General features: G+C 66.1%; 18 protein-coding genes and 1 tRNA gene. 12 read left to right on the forward strand and 7 right to left on the reverse strand.

Annotated elements, in window-relative coordinates; translation table 11 throughout:
* Nucleotides 1-167 precede the first annotated feature (167 nt).
* The 10 genes from IFS44_RS05470 (at nucleotide 168) to IFS44_RS05515 (ending at nucleotide 9,853) form a co-directional block, all read left to right on the forward strand.
* Nucleotides 168-860 (forward strand): winged helix-turn-helix domain-containing protein, encoded by a 693-nt coding sequence (locus tag IFS44_RS05470; protein WP_031395241.1) that lies wholly within the window; start codon nucleotides 168-170, stop codon nucleotides 858-860.
* Nucleotides 861-866: 6 nt separating this feature from the next.
* Nucleotides 867-2,210 carry a sensor histidine kinase gene (locus IFS44_RS05475; RefSeq protein ID WP_192097752.1) on the forward strand — a complete coding sequence of 448 codons (1,344 nt, stop codon included), beginning with the start codon at nucleotides 867-869 and terminating at the stop codon, nucleotides 2,208-2,210.
* 49 nt (nucleotides 2,211-2,259) lie between these two features.
* A complete protein-coding gene (locus IFS44_RS05480; protein WP_166745984.1) occupies nucleotides 2,260-2,493 on the forward strand; it encodes a hypothetical protein in 234 nt (77 codons plus the stop codon).
* 215 nt (nucleotides 2,494-2,708) lie between these two features.
* The gene (rpsM, locus tag IFS44_RS05485; protein ID WP_031395238.1) at nucleotides 2,709-3,077 is read left to right on the forward strand and encodes a 30S ribosomal protein S13; all 369 of its coding nucleotides are present in this window, start codon (nucleotides 2,709-2,711) and stop codon (nucleotides 3,075-3,077) included.
* Nucleotides 3,078-3,161: 84 nt separating this feature from the next.
* Nucleotides 3,162-3,551, forward strand: a complete 390-nt coding sequence (rpsK, locus tag IFS44_RS05490) for a 30S ribosomal protein S11 (RefSeq protein ID WP_031395237.1) — start codon at nucleotides 3,162-3,164, stop codon at nucleotides 3,549-3,551.
* Between the two features lie 100 nt (nucleotides 3,552-3,651).
* Nucleotides 3,652-4,722, forward strand: a complete 1,071-nt coding sequence (locus IFS44_RS05495) for a DNA-directed RNA polymerase subunit alpha (RefSeq protein WP_031395236.1) — start codon at nucleotides 3,652-3,654, stop codon at nucleotides 4,720-4,722.
* A 252-nt stretch (nucleotides 4,723-4,974) separates the two neighbouring features.
* Entirely contained in the window at nucleotides 4,975-5,397 is a 423-nt protein-coding gene (gene rplQ / locus IFS44_RS05500) for a 50S ribosomal protein L17 (protein ID WP_031395235.1), read from the forward strand.
* Between the two features lie 94 nt (nucleotides 5,398-5,491).
* Complete coding sequence (gene guaA, locus IFS44_RS05505; protein WP_056406242.1) at nucleotides 5,492-7,048, forward strand: glutamine-hydrolyzing GMP synthase; 1,557 nt, start codon at nucleotides 5,492-5,494, stop codon at nucleotides 7,046-7,048.
* A gap of 107 nt (nucleotides 7,049-7,155) precedes the next feature.
* Nucleotides 7,156-8,772: a carboxylesterase/lipase family protein gene (locus IFS44_RS05510; RefSeq protein WP_192097753.1), complete on the forward strand. Its 1,617-nt coding sequence runs from the start codon at nucleotides 7,156-7,158 to the stop codon at nucleotides 8,770-8,772.
* Nucleotides 8,773-9,421: 649 nt separating this feature from the next.
* Nucleotides 9,422-9,853, forward strand: coding sequence for a c-type cytochrome (locus IFS44_RS05515; RefSeq protein ID WP_192097754.1), 432 nt, complete (start codon nucleotides 9,422-9,424; stop codon nucleotides 9,851-9,853).
* A 5-nt stretch (nucleotides 9,854-9,858) separates the two neighbouring features.
* Here IFS44_RS05515 and IFS44_RS05520 read toward each other — a convergent pair.
* Nucleotides 9,859-9,935: transfer RNA gene (locus tag IFS44_RS05520), tRNA-Arg, on the reverse strand.
* 106 nt (nucleotides 9,936-10,041) lie between these two features.
* Between IFS44_RS05520 and IFS44_RS05525 the strand changes: the two genes are divergently transcribed.
* Entirely contained in the window at nucleotides 10,042-10,743 is a 702-nt protein-coding gene (locus tag IFS44_RS05525) for a queuosine precursor transporter (RefSeq protein WP_051916672.1), read from the forward strand.
* A gap of 113 nt (nucleotides 10,744-10,856) precedes the next feature.
* Here the strand turns inward: IFS44_RS05525 and purQ are convergent, their stop codons facing one another.
* The 6 genes from purQ to IFS44_RS05555 all read right to left on the reverse strand — a co-directional run bounded on the left by purQ (nucleotide 10,857) and on the right by IFS44_RS05555 (nucleotide 16,087).
* On the reverse strand, nucleotides 10,857-11,525 hold the full coding sequence (purQ, locus tag IFS44_RS05530; RefSeq protein ID WP_166745980.1) for a phosphoribosylformylglycinamidine synthase subunit PurQ: 669 nt from the start codon (nucleotides 11,523-11,525) through the stop codon (nucleotides 10,857-10,859).
* A 13-nt stretch (nucleotides 11,526-11,538) separates the two neighbouring features.
* Nucleotides 11,539-11,769 carry a phosphoribosylformylglycinamidine synthase subunit PurS gene (gene purS, locus IFS44_RS05535; protein ID WP_192097755.1) on the reverse strand — a complete coding sequence of 77 codons (231 nt, stop codon included), beginning with the start codon at nucleotides 11,767-11,769 and terminating at the stop codon, nucleotides 11,539-11,541.
* Nucleotides 11,770-12,549: a phosphoribosylaminoimidazolesuccinocarboxamide synthase gene (purC, locus tag IFS44_RS05540; protein WP_031396310.1), complete on the reverse strand. Its 780-nt coding sequence runs from the start codon at nucleotides 12,547-12,549 to the stop codon at nucleotides 11,770-11,772.
* Nucleotides 12,550-12,697: 148 nt separating this feature from the next.
* Nucleotides 12,698-13,801, reverse strand: a complete 1,104-nt coding sequence (locus IFS44_RS05545) for an acyltransferase family protein (protein ID WP_192097756.1) — start codon at nucleotides 13,799-13,801, stop codon at nucleotides 12,698-12,700.
* Between the two features lie 140 nt (nucleotides 13,802-13,941).
* The gene (kynU, locus tag IFS44_RS05550) at nucleotides 13,942-15,156 is read right to left on the reverse strand and encodes a kynureninase (RefSeq protein ID WP_192097757.1); all 1,215 of its coding nucleotides are present in this window, start codon (nucleotides 15,154-15,156) and stop codon (nucleotides 13,942-13,944) included.
* Between the two features lie 34 nt (nucleotides 15,157-15,190).
* Nucleotides 15,191-16,087: an alpha/beta hydrolase gene (locus tag IFS44_RS05555; RefSeq protein WP_192097758.1), complete on the reverse strand. Its 897-nt coding sequence runs from the start codon at nucleotides 16,085-16,087 to the stop codon at nucleotides 15,191-15,193.
* Nucleotides 16,088-16,309: 222 nt separating this feature from the next.
* On the opposite strand from IFS44_RS05555, the gene parC reads away from it, so the two are divergent.
* Nucleotides 16,310-18,559 (forward strand): DNA topoisomerase IV subunit A, encoded by a 2,250-nt coding sequence (gene parC, locus IFS44_RS05560; protein ID WP_037530076.1) that lies wholly within the window; start codon nucleotides 16,310-16,312, stop codon nucleotides 18,557-18,559.
* Nucleotides 18,560-18,582 lie beyond the last annotated feature (23 nt).

The raw sequence follows: 18,582 nt of genomic DNA on the forward strand, positions 1-18,582 counted from the left end.
GGTCATCCCCCTGTCGAGTGCCCGATCCTAAGAGACGCGTGTCGCCCGAACGAGCGGCGCGAGTTTCCAGAGATCGGTGCCCGTCACTCCCGGGGGTACCGTGGGGGCCGGCGGGAAGTGATTTCCGCCGGCCTTTCCGTTATGGGACAGGGGAAAGCGATGACGCCGTGAACCGCAAGATCCTGATTGTCGAAGATGATGTCTCGACCGCGAGCTATCTTGCCAAGGGGCTGACTGAGGCGGGCTACGCCGTCGAGACCTGTGGCGATGGGCGTGACGGACTGTTTCTCGCCAGCGAGGGCATCTTCGACCTCATCATCGCCGACCGGATGCTGCCAGGGCTCGACGGCCTCGCCATGGTCAGCGCGGTCCGCGCGGCCGGCATCGTCACCCCGGTCCTCATCCTCTCCGCACTCGCCGCGGTCGATCACCGGGTCGACGGGCTGAAGGCCGGGGCCGACGACTATCTCTGCAAACCCTTCTCGTTCGCGGAACTGTCGGCGCGCGTCGAGGCGCTGGTGCGCCGGTCGGACCGCCTCGCGAGCGATCCGCAAAAGACCAAGCTGTCGGTCGGCGATCTTGAGATCGACCTGCTTTCACGCGTCGTGTCGCGCGGTGGGCATACGATCCCGCTGGGTGCGCGCGAATTCAACCTGCTCGAATTCCTCGCGCGGCATGCGGGGCAGGTCGTGACGCGGACGATGATGCTCGAGAAGATCTGGAATTATCATTTCGACCCGGGATCGAACGTCGTCGATGTCCATATCGGGCGGTTGCGGCGCAAGCTCGAGGACGGGTTCCCGACGCCGATCCTCCATACGGTACGCGGGGCAGGATACCGGCTCGCCGTGGAGGGCTGAACCGCGATGCGCCTGTCGGTCACCGCGCGGATCGCGCTGCTCGCGATCATGCTGTCGCTGGTGTCCAACCTCGCGCTGATCGGCTTCGTCTGGAAACAGACCAGCGCCGATGCGATCGATGCGATCCGGCGCGAGACAACCGAACAGTCTGATGCGCTGCGCACCGTCTGGCAGGTCGGCGGTATTCCCGAGCTGCGCCAGGCGATCGGCGAGGCGGTGAGCCCCGGCGACGTCTCGCTGGTACTCGCGCTCGTCGACGCGGACGGACGAACCGTCCAGGGAGTCGCGCCCGCCCGGCTGACCGTGCCGCTGCGGATGACCCGCTTCAGGATCGCCCGGCTTGGCGACGACGCGTTGTGGAACGCGCGTGAGACGGGGTACGCCCTGTATCCGATCGGCCGGCAATGGCTGCTGACGGGGCGCAACCTCGATCTGATCGCGGCGGAGGAACGTGCGATGGAGCGCGCGCTGGCCTTTGCCATCACCCTCTCGCTCGCGCTCGGCATCGTCGGGGGACTCGTTCTCGCGCGCTATGTCGGTCGGCGTCTCGACGGGATAGCGAGCGTCGTCGAGGCTGCGGGCGAGGGCGACCTGTCACGCCGTGTGGCCGTGGTCGCGGGTGGCGGTGACGCGTTCGACCGGCTGGCCGCGCGGCTGAACGTCATGCTCAGCAAGCTCGAAGGGGTGATGGCCGAGTTGCGCGTCGTGACCGACAGCCTGGCCCATGACCTGCGCTCGCCGTTGGCGCGCCTGCGGACCAAGACCGAGCAGGCGGTGCTGATCGCGGACCCCGACGCGCGTGAAGTGGCATTGGGCGGGCTGCTGACAGAGACCGACCTCGTCATGCGGATGCTGACGATGGTGATCGAGATCAGCCGGTCTGGATCGGTGTCGCGCGACCGGTTCATCCAGGTGCCGCCTGCGAATCTGCTCGAGGAGATCGGTGAGCTCTATGCCCCGGTCGCCGAGGATGCGGGCCTGAGCTTCGTCGTGGCGATCGACGATCGGCCACCGGCCATGGCGTTGCACCGCGAACTGCTGAGCCAGGCGATCACCAACATGATCGACAATGCGCTGCGGCATGGGGCCAGTGGTGGCACGGTAACGCTCCGCCTGATCGAGCGCGGTGACGGCGTCGCGATCCAGGTCGAGGATCGCGGGCCGGGGATTGCGGTGGCGGACCGCGCGCAGGCGCTCAAGCGATTCGGGCGACTCGACAGCGCACGCACGACCCCGGGGGCGGGGCTGGGCATGGCGCTGGTCGAGGCGGTCGCGCGGCTGCATGACGGGCGGTTCGAGCTGGGCGACAATGCGCCCGGCCTCGTCGCGCGGATCGTCCTGCCAGTCTGACTGCGAGCGGGGATGGCTTTGTCCGGCCGGACGCGCCAAGGGATTGGCGATGGACGCACTTTCGCTTTTCGGGCTTGCCGCAGTCTCCTTCACCCTGCTGTGCTATGCCAAGGAATCGGGATCGCACTGGTGGACGTTCGGCTTCGCCGTTGGATGCCTGTTCGGATCGGCCTATGGCTTCCTGCAGGGGGCATGGCCGTTCGGGCTGGTCGAGCTGATCTGGTTCGTCGTCGCGCTGCGGCGCTGGATCGTGATGCGACGCGTGGCGGAGCCCCGGCGCTGACGCGGTTGCACGGCGCGCATCGCAGGGGCGCATCACGCGGGCGGCGGAACCCGCGGCTTGACAGTTCGTTAGCGCGCGCCTAATTCGACCTCCCCGATACGACGGTTCCCGGCGGCGCTCTTTTGCGTTCGCCGTTATCGTGCGTTTCGGATCATCGCTAGGAGATGAGGGCCGTGCAGCCATGCCGGACCTCGTGGAGCAGGAGAACCAAGTTCATGGCACGTATCGCGGGTGTTAATATCCCGACCAACAAGCGCGTGGTGATCGCGCTGACCTATATTCACGGCATCGGTTCGACCAAGGCCAAGGAAATCGTCGCGAAGCTCGGCATTGCCGACACCGCACGAGTCCAGGACCTGACCGACCAGGAAGTGCTGCACATCCGTGAGGCGATCGACGCCGACTACACCGTCGAAGGCGATCTGCGTCGCCAGGTGTCGATGAACATCAAGCGCCTGATGGATCTCGCCTGCTATCGTGGTCTTCGTCACCGCAAGGGCCTGCCGGTCCGCGGCCAGCGTACGCACACCAATGCGCGCACCCGCAAGGGCAAGGCCAAGCCGATCGCCGGCAAGAAGAAGTAATCCGACTCAACACTGGATTACTCCGCCGGCGCTGGTCCCGAGGGACCGCCCGGCGTCACGCAGATACAGGTCAGGAAATACACCATGGCACGCGAACCTCAGCGCATTAAGCGGCGCGAGCGCAAGAACATCACCTCTGGCGTCGCACACGTGAATGCCAGCTTCAACAACACCATGATCACGATCACCGATGCCCAGGGCAACGCGATCTCGTGGTCGTCGGCCGGCGCAATGGGCTTTAAGGGCTCGCGCAAGTCGACTCCGTACGCGGCGCAGGTCGCAGCGGAAGACGCCGGCAAGAAGGCCGCCGAGCACGGCGTCCGGACGATCGAAGTCGAAGTGAAGGGCCCCGGTTCGGGCCGCGAGTCGGCACTGCGTGCGCTGCAGGCAGTCGGTTTCCAGATCACGTCGATCCGCGACGTGACCTCGATCCCGCACAACGGCGTTCGTCCTTCGAAGCGTCGTCGCGTCTGATTTCTCCGACGTTGCCCGTGCGCGGTTGATCGCGCGGCACGGGTGCATATTCATGGCCGGTGGACGTCCTGTCCGCCGGCCCCCAAATTAGGGGAAGCAAGTGTCTGTCAACGCAAAGAACTGGCAGGAACTCAAGAAGCCCAGCGGCCTGGAGAAAAAGGCCGGTGGCGACACCAAGCGCAAGGCGACCTTCATCGCCGAGCCGCTCGAGCGTGGCTTCGGCCTGACGCTCGGCAACGCGCTGCGGCGCGTGTTGCTTTCGTCGCTGCAGGGCGCGGCCGTGACCTCGATCAAGATCGAGAACGTGCTGCATGAGTTCTCGTCTCTGGCCGGCGTCCGCGAGGACGTGACCGACATCGTCCTCAACGTGAAGCAGATCGCGATCCGCATGCAGGGCGAGGGGCCCAAGCGCCTCCAGCTCTCGGCAACGGGTCCGGGTGAAGTCAAGGCCGGCGACATCGCCGTCTCGGGCGACATCGAGATCATGAACAAGGATCTCGTGATCTGCCACCTCGATGAGGGTGCGACGCTCAACATGGAGCTGACCGCCGACATCGGTAAGGGTTACGTGCCCGCGACCGCAAACCGCCCGGCCGACGCGCCGATCGGTCTGATCCCGGTCGATGCGCTCTACTCGCCGGTACGTCAGGTGTCGTACAAGGTCGACCCGACCCGCGTCGGTCAGGACCTGGATTACGATAAGCTGACGCTGACGATCGAAACCGACGGCACGATCACCCCGGAAGACGCAGTCGGCTATGCCGGTCGCATTCTCCAGGACCAACTCGCGCTGTTCGTCCACTTCGACGATTCGTCGGTCACCCGTTCGTCGGCCCCGATCGGCCAGGCAGCACCCGCTGCCGGTGGTGCGGAGCCCGCAGGCGACACGCAGCAGATCAATCGTTACCTTCTCAAGAAGGTCGACGAGCTCGAGCTGTCGGTGCGTTCGGCGAACTGCCTCAAGAACGACAACATCATCTACATCGGCGATCTGGTCGGCAAGACCGAAGCCGAGATGCTGCGCACGCCTAACTTCGGCCGCAAGTCCTTGAACGAGATCAAGGAAGTGCTGTCGTCGATGGGTCTTCGCCTGGGCATGGAAATCCCGGGCTGGCCGCCTGAGAACATCGAAGAGATGGCCAAGAAGCTCGAGCAGGAAATCATGGGCTGATCTGGCACCGGGGCAGCCATGCTGCACCGGAGACCAGACAGCCCGGCCGGCGGGTCGGTTTCGACCGACCCGTTCGACGACGCGGCTTTGCCGGGTCGCCACCCGGCTGGAGACAAAGCGGGCAAGGCGCGGGTTTCGTGATTGACGGAACCCGTCCTTGCCGTCTTTACGAAGGCATCGGTCGCCGGCCTTAACGGCGACCAGCTCCCGGGTACCTCATACGGCCCCTGAACGAACGAAAAGGTATTAAACATGCGCCATCGCGTAGGCGGCCGTAAGCTTCAGCGGACCTCGGCCCACCGTCTTGCTCTGTTCCGCAACATGAGCGCCGCGCTCATCAAGCACGAGCAGATCACCACCACCGTCGCCAAGGCGAAGGAACTGCGTCCCTACATCGAGAAGCTGATCACGCTCGCGAAGAAGGGTGGCCTGTCCAACCGTCGTCTCGCGCACGGCAAGCTGCTCGACGACGCCCAGCTGGTGAAGCTGTTCGACGTTCTGGCGACCCGCTATGCGGATCGCAACGGCGGCTACACTCGCGTCATCAAGGCTGGCATCCGCATGTCGGACGCCTCGCCGATGGCCGTCATCGAGTTCGTCGACCGCGACGTCTCGGCGAAGGGCCAGGATTCGGGTCCGGTGATGTCGGACGAGGATTACAACGAAGCGGCATAATCCCCGCCTCTCGTTAGTCGAATTGCAGGCCGCGTTTCCCATCCGGGAGGCGCGGCCTCTTTCGTTACGGGTCCCATCCGGCTATGCGCCCGACATGGAGCACCCAGACAGCATTCTCATCGTCGATTTCGGCAGCCAGGTAACCCAGCTGATCGCCCGCCGCGTGCGCGAGGCGGGCGTCTATAGCGAGATCGCCCCCTTCCAGTCCGCCGCGGCCGCGTTCGAACGGATGCAGCCGAAGGGGATCATCCTGTCGGGTGGCCCCGCCTCGGTCACGACCGAGAACAGCCCCCGCGTGCCGCAGCATTTCTTCGAGGCGGGGATCCCGATCCTCGGCATCTGCTACGGCCAGCAGGTCATGTCCGCGCAGCTCGGCGGCAACGTGATCGTCTCGGGTGACGGCGGCGAATTCGGCAGCGCGTTCGTCGAGGTGAAGTCGCCTTGCGCGCTGTTCGACGGGCTGTGGGCCGAGGGCGAGCGGCACCAGGTCTGGATGAGCCATGGCGACAAGGTCGACGCGATCCCGCCGGGCTTTACCCCCGTCGCGGTATCGACCGGTGCCCCCTATGCGATCGTCGCGGACGAGGCGCGGCGCTTCTACGGCGTGCAGTTCCACCCCGAAGTCGTCCACACGCCCGATGGCGGGAAGCTGATCGCCAATTTCGCGCGGCACGTCTGCGGTCTCAGCGGCGACTGGACGATGGCCGAGTTCCGCGAGACCAAGATCGCCGAGATCCGCGCGCAGGTCGGCAGCGGCCGGGTCATCTGCGGTCTGTCGGGCGGCGTCGACTCGGCGGTGGCGGCGGTGCTGATCCATGAGGCGATCGGCGAGCAGCTCACCTGCGTCTATGTCGATCACGGGCTGATGCGCGCGGGCGAGAGCGAGCAGGTCGTCAGCCTGTTCCGCGGCGCCTACAACATCCCGCTGATCCATGTGAACGTGGAGGAGCTGTTCCTCAGCGGTCTCGCGGGCATCACCGACCCCGAGCTGAAGCGCAAGTTCATCGGCAAGACCTTCATCGACGTGTTCGATGCCGAGGCCAAGAAGCTGGGCGGGGCGGAGTTCCTGGCTCAGGGTACGCTCTATCCCGACGTGATCGAGAGCGTCAGCTTCACCGGCGGGCCGTCGGTGACGATCAAGAGCCACCACAATGTCGGTGGTCTGCCCGAGCGGATGAACATGAAGCTCGTCGAGCCCTTGCGCGAACTGTTCAAGGACGAGGTCCGCGCGCTCGGTCGCGAGCTCGGCCTGCCGGAGATCTTCGTCGGCCGTCATCCGTTCCCCGGACCCGGCCTCGCGATCCGCATCCCCGGCGAAGTCACCAAGGAACGCTGCGACATCCTGCGCAAGGCGGATGCGATCTATCTCGAGGAGATCCGCGCGGCGGGGCTCTACGACACGATCTGGCAGGCGTTCGCGGTGCTGCTGCCCGTGCGCAGCGTCGGCGTGATGGGCGACGGCCGAACCTACGACAACGTCCTCGCCCTGCGCGCGGTGACGTCGACCGACGGGATGACCGCGCAGGCGTTCCAGTTCCCCGGCGACTTCCTGCCGCGCGTGGCGACCCGGATCATCAACGAGGTCAAGGGCATCAACCGCGTCACCTACGATTATACGTCGAAGCCGCCCGGCACGATCGAGTGGGAGTGAGCCCCATGGGCGGCGTGCGCCTCTTCGCCTGAGCGGTTTCCCCGATTGCAGGATGGGCGCGGGTGTTCCATTCCCTCGTAGACAAGCAGAACCGGGGGAGAGCGGTGATGAGCATGCAGAGGGCGTCGACGACGCTGGCGATCGCGATGACGTGTGTTGCCGCGATGGTCCCGGGCACAGGTGCGGCGCAGGGCGTGACGCCCGCGGTCCAGGTCGAGGGCGGTTCGGTGACCGGCACGACGGCCGCAGGCGTCGCAGTCTTCAAGGGCATAGCCTTTGCAGCGCCGCCGGTCGGCCCCTTGCGCTGGCGGGCGCCGCAGCCGGTGCAGAAATGGTCGGGCGTGCGCGCCGCGGACCGTTTCGGGCATGACTGCATGCAACTGCCCTTTCCGAGCGATGCCGCGCCGCTCGGCACGACGCCGGCGGAGGATTGTCTCGTCCTCAACGTCTGGCGTCCGGCGGCGTCAGCGGCGCCGAAACCCGTGCTGGTCTGGATCTATGGCGGCGGGTTCGTGAATGGGGGGTCGTCGCCTGCGGTCTATGACGGGTCGGCGTTCGCACGGCAGGACGTCGTGTTCGTCAGCTTCAACTATCGGCTCGGACGGTTCGGCTTTTTCGCGCATCCCGCGCTGAGCGCGGCGAACGAGGGACCGCTCGGCAACTATGCGCTGCTCGACCAGATCGCGGCATTGCAATGGGTGCGGGCGAATATCGCGAAATTTGGGGGCGATCCGGCGCAGGTCACGCTGATGGGTGAATCGGCAGGGGGCGCTTCGGTGTTGAACCTGATGGCATCGCCAATGGCAAAGGGCCTGTTCGCGCGGGCAATCGTGATGTCGGGCGGCGGGCGCACATTGATCGGTGGCGTGCCGCTTCGCGGTGAGCAGGGCGGCAGACCTTCGGCTGAGACGATCGGCGTCAACTTTGCGACGACCCAGGGCATTGCGGGACGGTCTGATGCGGAAACGCTCGCGGCGCTTCGCGCCTTGCCCGCCGATCAGGTGCGCGGCGAGCTGAACCTTGCCTATCGGGGCCCGGTGGATGTGCCGACCTATGCGGGCGGACCGATCGTCGATGGCCGCATCGTGGTCGGCACGACGGACGGAGCGATGCGGCGAGGGACCGCGATGGCGGTACCGATGATGGTCGGGACCACCGACGCGGATATCGCGGGCTTTGGCGAGACGTCCAAGGAGGGGCTGTTCGCCAGCTTCGGTGCGCAGGCCGACGCCGCCCGCGCCGCCTATGATCCCGCGGGCACGCAGGAGCTTGCCGCGGTCGGTCCCGAGGTAGGACGCGACCGCCTGATGCACGAACCCGCGCGGCTCGTCGCGCAGGAGACGCAGCGCGCGGGGCAGCCCGCCTATCTCTATCGCTTCGGTTATGTCGCGCAATCGATGCGCAAGGACTGGTCGGGCGCGCCGCATGCCACGGACATCCCGTATTTCTTCGACACGGTTGCCGCGAAATACGGCGCGGCGCTGACCCCGCAGGATGCCCGCGCTGCGCAGCTCGCCAACCGCTATGTCGTCAATTTCGTGCGGAAGGGCGATCCCAACGCGCCGGGACTACCGCGCTGGCCGGCCTTCGACGCACGCCGGGGCGCCGTGCAGCTGCTGCAGGCCGATGCGAGCGCGATCAACGGCGTGGATCCGCTCAAGGCCCGGCTGGATGCGGTACAGGGGGCCGCCGACGCCGTGGCAGCAGGCCCCGAACGGCGCTGAGGCACGCCGCGCGGCCGCTTGCGCACATAGTTCGAGCGTCTGGCGTCCGCGTCTTCTGGCGATTTCGGTAGGAATCGGCCCGCTCGAGAAAAGGGGATAACTCGTGCGGGCCGCAGTCCAGCGCCGACGCTGCTGTCTTGGGGAAGCGCGTCGGACAGATCGGATATGGGCGGAATGCCGCTATGTATCAAGACTTTTGAAAGGAAGTTGTGCCGACCGATTGCGGGACAAACCTGGAGATCGAATTGCGATTCGGCGAACCCGAATGCGCTATGTGCGGTATGCACCGAACAATGCCGACAAGGCGGGGAGGGATGGTGCTGCGCGCCCCGCCGGCCCGTGTGACTGAAAACTGGCGGGGCGCTGAAGGTTACGCGATACTCGGCAACGCCTCTGCCCATGGCTTATGCCAAGCAGTCGTGAATTGAAAATGAACGGGGCGCCCCGCCCGTCCGTGCGACACTCTCGTATCCGGGCGGGGCGCCGAGGACGCGATGCCGTATCGGCACTGCGTCGCTGACGACAAGCTAGCATTGGCGGCGAAACTTGACAGCACCGCTCGTCACGCCGCTGCCTCGTTTCGCCCGAAAATCTGCGCTAGGCGGGGGGCGCGGCCGTTCGGAATGGCCGGTGGTATCGGAGCGAAGGCATGCGGAGGATCGGGGTGACACTTGGGCTGATGCTCGTCGGCGCATGCCAGCAGACGGGCGATGGCCGGAATGCCGCCGCCGCGGAACGCCGGGTGGTGGTCGGGACGCTGACGGGTGACCCCGTGGCGGGTGCGCGCGTGTTCGTTCAGTGCAAGGCCTGCCACACGATCGGTGCGGACGCTCCCGATACCGACGGTCCCAATCTCTACGACGTGGTCGACGGCCCGGTCGCGCAACGCCGGCCGCGATTTGCCTATACCGCGGCGTTACAGGCGATGGGCGGGCGCTGGGATGCAGCGCGGCTCGATGCGTGGCTTCGGGCACCGCAGGGCCTGGTGCCGGGGACGACGATGCGCTTTGCCGGTCTGTCCGATGCGCAGCAGCGCGCCGACGTGATCGCCTATCTCGCGACCTATCGCCGAGACCGTTAGGAAATTGGCGCGCCCGGAGGGAGTCGAACCCCCGACCGAGGAGGTAGAAGCTCCTTGCTCTATCCAACTGAGCTACGGGCGCGCACGCGTTCCGATTAGCGTGCATTGCACGAGCTTGGAACCGTCATCATAACGACGCGATGAATATCGTGGATCACGACGCGCCCGAGCCCGTGGCGGCCACTGCCATGCGCAGCGAACAGTTCCGCTATTTCGATTTCGTGATGGCGGCATTCGTCACCATCCTGCTGCTGTCCAACGTCATCGGCGCGGGCAAGCGGGCGGTGATCGACCTGCCGTTCATCGGTGCCTGGCCGTTCGGCGCGGGGATCCTGTTCTTTCCGGTCAGCTATGTGATCGGCGACGTGCTGACCGAAGTCTACGGCTATGCGCGCGCGCGCCGCTGTATCTGGGCCGGGTTCGGCGCGATGCTCTTCATGGTGTTCATGTCGACCGTCGTCGTCGCGCTGCCGCCCGATGCGGGATGGACGGGGCAGGCGGCCTATGAGTCGGTGTTCGGACAGGTGCCGCGGATCGTGCTGGCCTCGATCTGTGCGTTCTGGGTGGGCGAGTTCGCCAACAGCTTCGTGCTCGCGCGGATGAAGATCTGGACCAAGGGCCGCATGCTGTGGACGCGGACGATCGGCAGCACGGTGGTAGGGCAGGCGTTCGACAGCCTGATCTTCTATCCACTGGCCTTTTACGGCGCGCCCGACTGGCCGGTCGAGGCGATGCTGATGGTGATGGTCAGCCAGTTCGCGCTGAAGGTGTCGTGGGAGGTGCTGCTGACGCCGCTGACCTATGTCGCGGTGGGCTGGCTCAAGCGGCGCGAGGGGGTGGACGTGTATGACGAGGGGACGGATTTCTCGCCGTTCCGGACGCGGGTTTGACCCACATCCCCACCCGTTCGTGCTGAGCGAAGTCGAAGCACATGAGTCTCAGGCCCTTCGACTTCGCTCAGGGCGAACGGATGGGGTGGGATGAGGTGAGGGGACGATCCCGATTAAGCGCTGACGGCTTCCATCAGGCCTTCGAACAGCCGCCGACCATCGGTGCCGCCATGCGCCGCTTCGATCCGGCGTTCGGGGTGCGGCATCATTCCGAGCACGTTGCCCTTGTCGTTCAGCAACCCGGCGATGTTGCGTGCCGAGCCGTTGACGGCCTCGGCATAGCGGAAGGCGACGCGGCCTTCGCCTTCGAGGCGGTCGAGCGTCTCGGTGTCGGCGAAGTAATTGCCGTCATGATGCGCGACCGGGAAGGAGACGCGTTCGCCAGCGCCATAGCCAGACGTGAAGCGGCTTGAGGACGTCTCGACGGTCAGCGCGACGTCACGGCAGATGAAGTTCAGCCCTTGGTTGCGCATCAGCGCGCCGGGCAGGAGCCCCGCCTCGGTCAGCACCTGGAAGCCGTTGCAGATGCCGAGCACGGGCAGGCCCTTGCCCGCCTGCTCGACGACCGCGCGCATGATCGGCGAGCGTGCGGCGATCGCGCCCGAGCGCAGGTAATCGCCGTAGGAGAAGCCGCCCGGTACCGCGACCAGCCCGACATCGCCCGGCAGCTCCGCGTCGCCGTGCCAGACCATCGTCGGCTTGACGCCGGTCACCGTTTCCAGCGCGACGGCGATGTCGCGGTCGCAGTTGGAGCCGGGAAAGACGATGACCGCAGTCTTCATGATTTTACCACCTTCATGCCTTCTCGACCCGGTAATTCTCGATCACCGTGTTGGCGAGCAGCTTGCGGCACATGCCGTCGATCGTCGCGTCGTCGGTATCGTCGGCGACCTCCAGCTCGATCAGCTTGCCCTGGCGGACGTCCTGCACGCCGTCGAAGCCGAGGCTGCCGAGCGCGTGGTGGATGGCGCGGCCCTGCGGGTCGAGCACGCCGCGCTTGAGTGTCACGAAAACCTTGAGTTTCATTTACTTGCCCCGGTTCTTGCGATGCTTTTCGAGGTCGAGGACCGAATTGTCGCCGCCTTCGGGCAACAGGCCAAGACGGCGTGCAACCTCCTGATAGGCCTCGACTTCGCCGCCGAGATCGCGGCGGAAGCGGTCCTTGTCCATCTTCTCGTTGGTTTCCATGTCCCACAGACGGCAGCCATCGGGGCTGATCTCGTCCGCGAGGATGATGCGGCCATAGTCGTTGTCGAAGATGCGGCCGAATTCGAGCTTGAAGTCGACGAGGCGGATGCCGACGCCGGCGAACAGGCCACACAGGAAATCGTTCACGCGAATTGCGAGGTCGGCGATGTCGTGCATCTCCTCCTGGCTCGCCCAGCCGAACGCGGCGATATGCTCGTCGGAGATCATCGGATCGCCGAGCGCATCGTCCTTGTAGTAATATTCGATGATCGTGCGGGGCAGCTTGGTGCCCTCCTCGATCCCGAGACGCTTCGAGATCGAACCCGCGGCGACGTTGCGCACGACGACTTCGATCGGGACGATCTCGACCTGGCGGATCAGCTGCTCGCGCATGTTGAGCCGGCGGATGAAGTGCGTCGGCACGCCGATATGATCGAGCAGCGTGAAGATGTGCTCGGAAATCCGGTTGTTGAGCACGCCCTTGCCGTTGATCGTGCCCTTCTTCTGGGCATTGAACGCGGTCGCGTCGTCCTTGAAATACTGGATCAGCGTGCCGGGTTCGGGACCCTCGTAGAGGATCTTGGCCTTGCCTTCGTAGATCTGGCGGCGGCGAGCCATGCGCGGTCCCCTGAAAATTGAGCGGCCCCGACCCCCACGATAATCTTCGCGGAGCCGAGGCCGGAATAGGCCGCGCCTATAGGCGAAGGGCGCGGGCGGTGCAATCGGATCGGCGTACCGGTGTGAACGGAATGCAAGGCTGTCGATGCTAACCGGCGACTTCGGGAAGCGGCTGATCTACCGGCGCCGCCCGGGCGGGGCGGGCCGGGGTCAGTCGGCGAACGAGACCGAGCAGCGGTTTCTCGACCAGCAGATGGGCGAGCAGGCCGATGATGATCGCGATGATGACGATCAGGATCACGACGGGTTGCTGCGGCAGTCGGCTGACCGCGGGGATCTTCACCAGCCATCCATAGCCCATCATCACGAAGGCATGGGTGAGATACAGCGCATAGGAGGCATCACCGAGCAGGACGAGGAACCGCGCAACCGCGGTGCGTGGTGCACCGATCGTCAAGACGCTGGCGACGACGACGACTGCGGGAAGGCCCCACGCCGCGATGCGCGGCAGTTCGGGCAGGCTGGTGGTGGCGTCGTGCGCGACGAACAGCGGCACGACGGCCATGACCGCCATCGCGACAAGTGCCATGACGGGCGGCACGGGCCAGGCCCGGTCGCGGCGCATCCAGGCGGCATAGCCATATCCCAGGACGAGGCCGAAGCAGAATTCGAGCGATAGCGGGCTCGCTAGAAACCTGGCGGTGGCGGTCGCAGGCATCAGCGATCCCGCGACCTGCAGGCACAGGATCGCCGCGATCGTCGCGATCACCGATAGCGTCGCCGAGCGCGCCCAGAGCGTGGCCGCGAAGAGAAGGTAGAAATACATTTCAAAGACGAGCGTCCACGCGGTTCCGAGCAGCGCATTGCCCGGCAGCAGGATCAGCGCGCCGGCGATCGTCCGTGCGGGATAATGGTTGGAAGCAAGGAATCCCATCGCCGAGATCGTCAGGACGGCGAGGCAGCACAACCAGTAGAAGGGGTAGATGCGGGTTGCGCGGCGGAACAGGAAGGTCCCGGGCGTCGGCGGGCCGCGGCGATCCCTGAACGTGACGTGGAACATGATGAAGCCGCTGATGACGAAGAATATGTCGACGCCGGAGGCGCCCGATGTCGTCAGCCAGTCGGGGCTGAACTTTCCGATCGCACCCCCCGACTCTTCCAGCGTGTGATGGACGACGACGGCCAGCGCCGCGATCGCACGCAGCATCTGTATGCCGTATAATTCGACATGATCCGACTGTTTGATTGTCACTGTTAGGCCCCCGCGGCGCGACGCTCCCCATGCGTCGCGTCTATCGGCTAACAGATCATGTGCTGAAAGTCAGGGTTGGTTCGTCGGATACGAAGCTGCGTTATTTTACAACTCTTGGCCGTCAGCGAAGGCTGCTATTCTCAGGTAACGGCAAGTCGTTCCGAATACTGCGGATTCTGCCATTCTCCTGTTTCGACGATCTTTTTCAGCATCTCGCCCGCGCACCAGACGTCTTCATGACTGAGATAGAGTGGGGTCAGGCCGAGGCGGAGGATGTCGGGGTCGCGGAAGTCGCCGATGACGCCGTGCGCGATGAGCGCCTGCGTGATCGCATGCGCGTGGGGGTGGCGGAAGCTGATATGGCTGCCGCGCTGGGCGGGATCGCGCGGGCTGACGCAGTCGAGGCCGAGCGCGTCGCCGGCGGCGGCGAGGATGTCGAACAGACGGGCGCTTTTTGCGGCGACGGCGTGCTGGTCGATGTCGGCCCAGAGATCGAGCGCGGTTTCGAGCGCGGCGGTCGACAGCATCGCGGGGGTGCCCGCGAGCCAGCGCTTCATCCCCGGCGCGGGGCGATAGGCGTCCTCGAACGCGAAGGGCGCGGCGTGGCCCATCCAGCCGGACAGCGGGCTGGCGAGCCTGTCCTGCCAGCGCCTGGCGACGTAGATAAAGGCGGGCGCGCCGGGGCCGCCGTTGAGATATTTATACGTGCAGCCGACCGCCAGATCGGCGTCGGCGCCGTTCAGGTCGATCGGCACCGCGCCGACGCTGTGGCTGAGGTCCCAGAGCATCAGCGCGCCGGCATCGTGGGCGCGGGCGGTCCACGCGGTCATGTCGAAGCGCTCGCCGGTCTTGTAGTGGACATGGGTGAGCAGCAGCACCGCGGTGTCCTCGTCCAGCGCCTCTGCGAGATCCGCGCGCGCGACCACCTTCAGCCGGGCGCCGGGGACGCAGGAGACCGCGCCCTCGGCGATATGGAGGTCGGTCGGGAAATTGCCGGCCTCGCTCAACACCGTGTGGCGGTCGGGATTGGCGCGTAACGCCGCGACCAGCGCCTTGAACAGATGCGTCGAGGTCGTGTCGCCGATGATCACCTCGTCGGCGGCGGCGCCGATCAGCGGCGCGATCTTCGCGCCGATCCGCTGCGGCGCGTCGATCCAGCCTTCGTTCCAGCTGCGGATCAGCCGGTCGCCCCATTGGCGGGTCGCGACGTCGGCGAGCGCGGCGGGCGTCGCCTTGGGGAGCGCGCCGAGTGAATTGCCGTCGAGATAGATCACGCCTTCCGGCAGCGCGAACTGCTCCCGGTACGCTGCCAGAGGATCGGCGGCGTCGAGCGCGCGGGCTTCGTCGAGGGTCATGGTCGGACCTTTGTAAATGCGGGCGGGTTTCGGTTCATTTCAGGGCGGCCGCGATCAGCCGTTTCGCCTCCGCCCAGGCGGGCGTCTCGGGTGCGACGAGTTCGACATGGCCGGTTGCCGGGATGGTGTGGAGGGCGGCGGTGTCGCCTGCGGCTTTCGCCCTGGCGACATAGTCGGTGGCGAAGGGGAAGGGGATGATCCGATCCTCGCGGCCGTTGACGAGGTCCTGCGCGATGCCGAGCGGGAGGAGGCGCGGCACTGAGGTGTCGGCGTACACGTCCGCGCGGGCCGCGCTGGGCGTGCCGACGAGCTTGGCGACGACCTCCGTGCCGCAGCCATTGGCGGGGGTGGCCGCCGTCGCCTCAAGATCGGGCAACCCGCCGAGGCTGATGACATGGTCGATGCGAAGCGGCGCGCTGCTGTGGAGCGGGCTGGCAGCCGGAATCTTTGCGCGGGCGGCGAGCCAGAGCGCGAGATGGCCACCGGCGGAATGGCCGATCGCAACGATGCGGCGCGTGTCGAGACTGAAGGTCGCCGCGTTCGCAGTGAGCGCGTCGGTCGCCTTCGCCGCGTCCTCGAAGGTCCCCGGATAACCCCCGCCGGCGCGGTCGACGCCGCGATAATCGATGTTCCAGACCGCGATGCCGTTCTTGCGAAGATCGTCCGCGACCCAGTTCATCAGGCTGCGATCGGCGATGCTCGTCGTCCAGCAGCCGCCATGGACCATCACCACGACCGGGAAGGGGCCTTTGCCCTTCGGCCGCCAGACATCGACCTTCTGCATCTGGTCGGGACCATAGGCGATGGTCGCGTCGGGGCTGGGCTTCGGGCGTTTGACGAGGTCGGGCCATATCAGGAGCTTGGGTGCGGGCGGTTCGGCGATCACCGGTGTGGAGATGGCGGCCAGCGCGAGAAAGGCAAGGCGGATCATGGGGTTGCGTGGCCTTTCGGGGAGTGGGTGAGGGACGCGGGAGCGGTCGTGGCGTGACGGTGGCGGACGTTGCGGGTTGGCGCAATATCGGTTGAGGGCTTGGCTCGTGGGTCCTGACGTTCGTCAGGGTGACGGGGAGCGGATGAGGACAGGACGTTCTGGTCGGGGTGGTGAGAACAACAGTGGAACCTTTGGGCCGCGCTTGCTATCCACGAGGCAACTATGGTCACCGATTTCAAAGATCCCTTCGATTCCATCGTCGACGCCCCCTTCGACAGCGCGCTGAGCGAGCGGTACCTCGTCTATGCGCTCTCGACGATCACCGCGCGGTCGTTGCCCGATGTGCGCGACGGGATGAAGCCGGTGCACCGGCGGCTGCTCTGGGCGATGCGGCTGCTGAAGCTCGATCCGAGCCAGGGCTACAAGAAATGCGCGCGCGTCGTTGGCGACGTGATCGGCAAATATCATCCGCATGGCGACCAGTCGGTCTATGACGCGATGGTCCGTCTCGCGCAGACCTTCTCGCTGCGATATCCGCTCGTCGACGGGCAAGGCAATTTCGGCAATATCGACGGGGATAATGCCGCCGCGTACCGCTATACCGAGGCGCGGCTGACGCAGGTTGCGGTCGACCTGATGGACGGTCTCGACGAGGATGCGGCCAATCTTCGCCCGACCTACAATGGCGAGGACGAGGAGCCCGAGCTGTTCCCCGGCATGTTCCCCAATCTGCTCGCCAATGGCGCGAGCGGGATCGCGGTCGGGATGGCGACGAGCATCCCGCCGCACAACGCCGCCGAGCTAATCGAGGCGGCGATCCTGCTGGTCGATCAGCCCGATGCCGACAATGACGCGATCTTGGCGCATGTGACCGGGCCGGACTTTCCGACCGGCGGGCTGGTCGTTGATCCGCCCGCGGTGATCCGCGAATCCTATGCCACCGGGCGCGGCGGGTTCCGGGTGCGCGCGCGCTGGGAGATCGAGCGCGAAAAGGGCGGGATGTGGACGCTGATCGTGTCCGAGATCCCGTATGGCGTGCAGAAGGGCAAGCTGATCGAGCAGATCGCCGACCTGATCAACGCGAAGCGCCTGCCGATCCTCGCCGATGTCCGCGACGAATCGGACGCCGAGATCCGCATCGTGCTGGAGCCGCGGAGCCGGACGGTCGATCCGCAGGTGCTGATGGACGGGCTGTTCCGGCTGACCGATCTCGAGACGCGGGTCAGCCTCAACCTCAACGTGCTCGACAAGGATCGCACGCCGCGCGTGATGTCGCTGCGCGAGGCGCTGGCGGCCTGGGTCGAGCATCAGTTCGTCGTGCTGACCCGGCGCACCCAGCACCGGCTGGAAAAGATCGCCGACCGGATCGAACTGCTCGACGGCTATCTGATCGCCTATCTCAATCTCGACCGCGTGATCGAGATCATCCGCACCGAGGACGAGCCGAAAAAGGTGATGATCGCCGAGTTCAACCTGACCGATCGTCAGGCGGAGGCGATCCTGAACATGCGGCTGCGGTCGCTTCGCCGGCTCGAAGAGTTCGAGATCAAGACCGAACGCGACAAGCTCGACAAGGAACAGGCGACGCTGACCGCGTTGCTCGCCGATCCCAAGCTGCAGAAGAAGCGGATGAAGGCGGACCTGCGCAAGATCCGCGACCGCTATGGCGCCGAGACGCTGCTCGGCAAGCGGCGCACGACGATCGAGGAGGCCGCGCCGACTCGCGACATTCCGCTCGAGGCGATGATCGAGCGCGAGCCGATCACGGTGATCCTGTCGCAGCGCGGCTGGATCCGGGCGATGCGCGGGCATAATGATCTGGCCAGCCCCGAGGCGCTGAAGTTCAAGGAGGGCGATGGCCCGGCCTTCGCCTTCCATGCGCAGACGACCGACAAGCTGTTGCTGGCGGCGGAGAATGGGCGATTCTTCACGCTGGCGGCGGACAAGCTGCCGGGCGGGCGCGGCTTTGGCGAGCCGGTGCGCGCGATGATCGACCTCGACGGCAGCGTCGGAATCGTCGCGCTCTTGCCCGCGGCGCGGCAGGCCAAGCTGATGGTCGCGGCAACCGATGGCCGCGCGTTCATCGCGACCGCGGCGGACGTGATCGCGGAGACCCGCAAGGGCAAGACGGTGATGACGCCGCGGATCGGCGAGAAGGTGAAGCTGGTCCGCCCGGTCGACCCCGCGGACGATTATGTCGCGGCGATCGGCGACAACCGCAAGCTGCTGGTGTTCCCGATCAACGAGCTGGTCGAAATGAATCGCGGGCAGGGGGTGCAGCTCCAGCGCTACCGTGACGGCGGGCTGGCCGATGCGATCACCTTCGTGTTCGCCAACGGCTTGAGCTGGGCGATGGGCGGCGAAACCAAACGCACGCGGACCGAGGCGGATCTGGGGCCGTGGCGCACGGCGCGCGGTGCGGCCGGGCGGATGCCCCCCACAGGTTTTCCCCGCGACAACCGATTCGGCTGAAATTCGTCTATGCTAAGGCGATG

The sequence above is a fragment of the Sphingomonas sp. CFBP 13706 genome (assembly GCF_014842355.1).
Taxonomy (GTDB): Bacteria; Pseudomonadota; Alphaproteobacteria; order Sphingomonadales; family Sphingomonadaceae; genus Sphingomonas; species Sphingomonas aerolata.

What these genes read in the sequence shown, in the direction of transcription:
- rpsK (WP_031395237.1), top strand. Translation starts at nt 3,162, where the DNA reads ATGGCACGCGAACCTCAGCGCATTAAGCGGCGCGAGCGCAAGAACATC.
- IFS44_RS05510 (WP_192097753.1), top strand. Translation starts at nt 7,156, where the DNA reads ATGAGCATGCAGAGGGCGTCGACGACGCTGGCGATCGCGATGACGTGT.
- IFS44_RS05555 (WP_192097758.1), bottom strand. Translation starts at nt 16,087, where the DNA reads ATGATCCGCCTTGCCTTTCTCGCGCTGGCCGCCATCTCCACACCGGTG.
- IFS44_RS05525 (WP_051916672.1), top strand. Translation starts at nt 10,042, where the DNA reads ATGCGCAGCGAACAGTTCCGCTATTTCGATTTCGTGATGGCGGCATTC.
- IFS44_RS05515 (WP_192097754.1), top strand. Translation starts at nt 9,422, where the DNA reads ATGCGGAGGATCGGGGTGACACTTGGGCTGATGCTCGTCGGCGCATGC.
- guaA (WP_056406242.1), top strand. Translation starts at nt 5,492, where the DNA reads ATGGAGCACCCAGACAGCATTCTCATCGTCGATTTCGGCAGCCAGGTA.
- IFS44_RS05475 (WP_192097752.1), top strand. Translation starts at nt 867, where the DNA reads ATGCGCCTGTCGGTCACCGCGCGGATCGCGCTGCTCGCGATCATGCTG.
- purQ (WP_166745980.1), bottom strand. Translation starts at nt 11,525, where the DNA reads ATGAAGACTGCGGTCATCGTCTTTCCCGGCTCCAACTGCGACCGCGAC.
- IFS44_RS05480 (WP_166745984.1), top strand. Translation starts at nt 2,260, where the DNA reads ATGGACGCACTTTCGCTTTTCGGGCTTGCCGCAGTCTCCTTCACCCTG.
- purC (WP_031396310.1), bottom strand. Translation starts at nt 12,549, where the DNA reads ATGGCTCGCCGCCGCCAGATCTACGAAGGCAAGGCCAAGATCCTCTAC.
- rplQ (WP_031395235.1), top strand. Translation starts at nt 4,975, where the DNA reads ATGCGCCATCGCGTAGGCGGCCGTAAGCTTCAGCGGACCTCGGCCCAC.
- rpsM (WP_031395238.1), top strand. Translation starts at nt 2,709, where the DNA reads ATGGCACGTATCGCGGGTGTTAATATCCCGACCAACAAGCGCGTGGTG.
- parC (WP_037530076.1), top strand. Translation starts at nt 16,310, where the DNA reads ATGGTCACCGATTTCAAAGATCCCTTCGATTCCATCGTCGACGCCCCC.
- kynU (WP_192097757.1), bottom strand. Translation starts at nt 15,156, where the DNA reads ATGACCCTCGACGAAGCCCGCGCGCTCGACGCCGCCGATCCTCTGGCA.
- purS (WP_192097755.1), bottom strand. Translation starts at nt 11,769, where the DNA reads ATGAAACTCAAGGTTTTCGTGACACTCAAGCGCGGCGTGCTCGACCCG.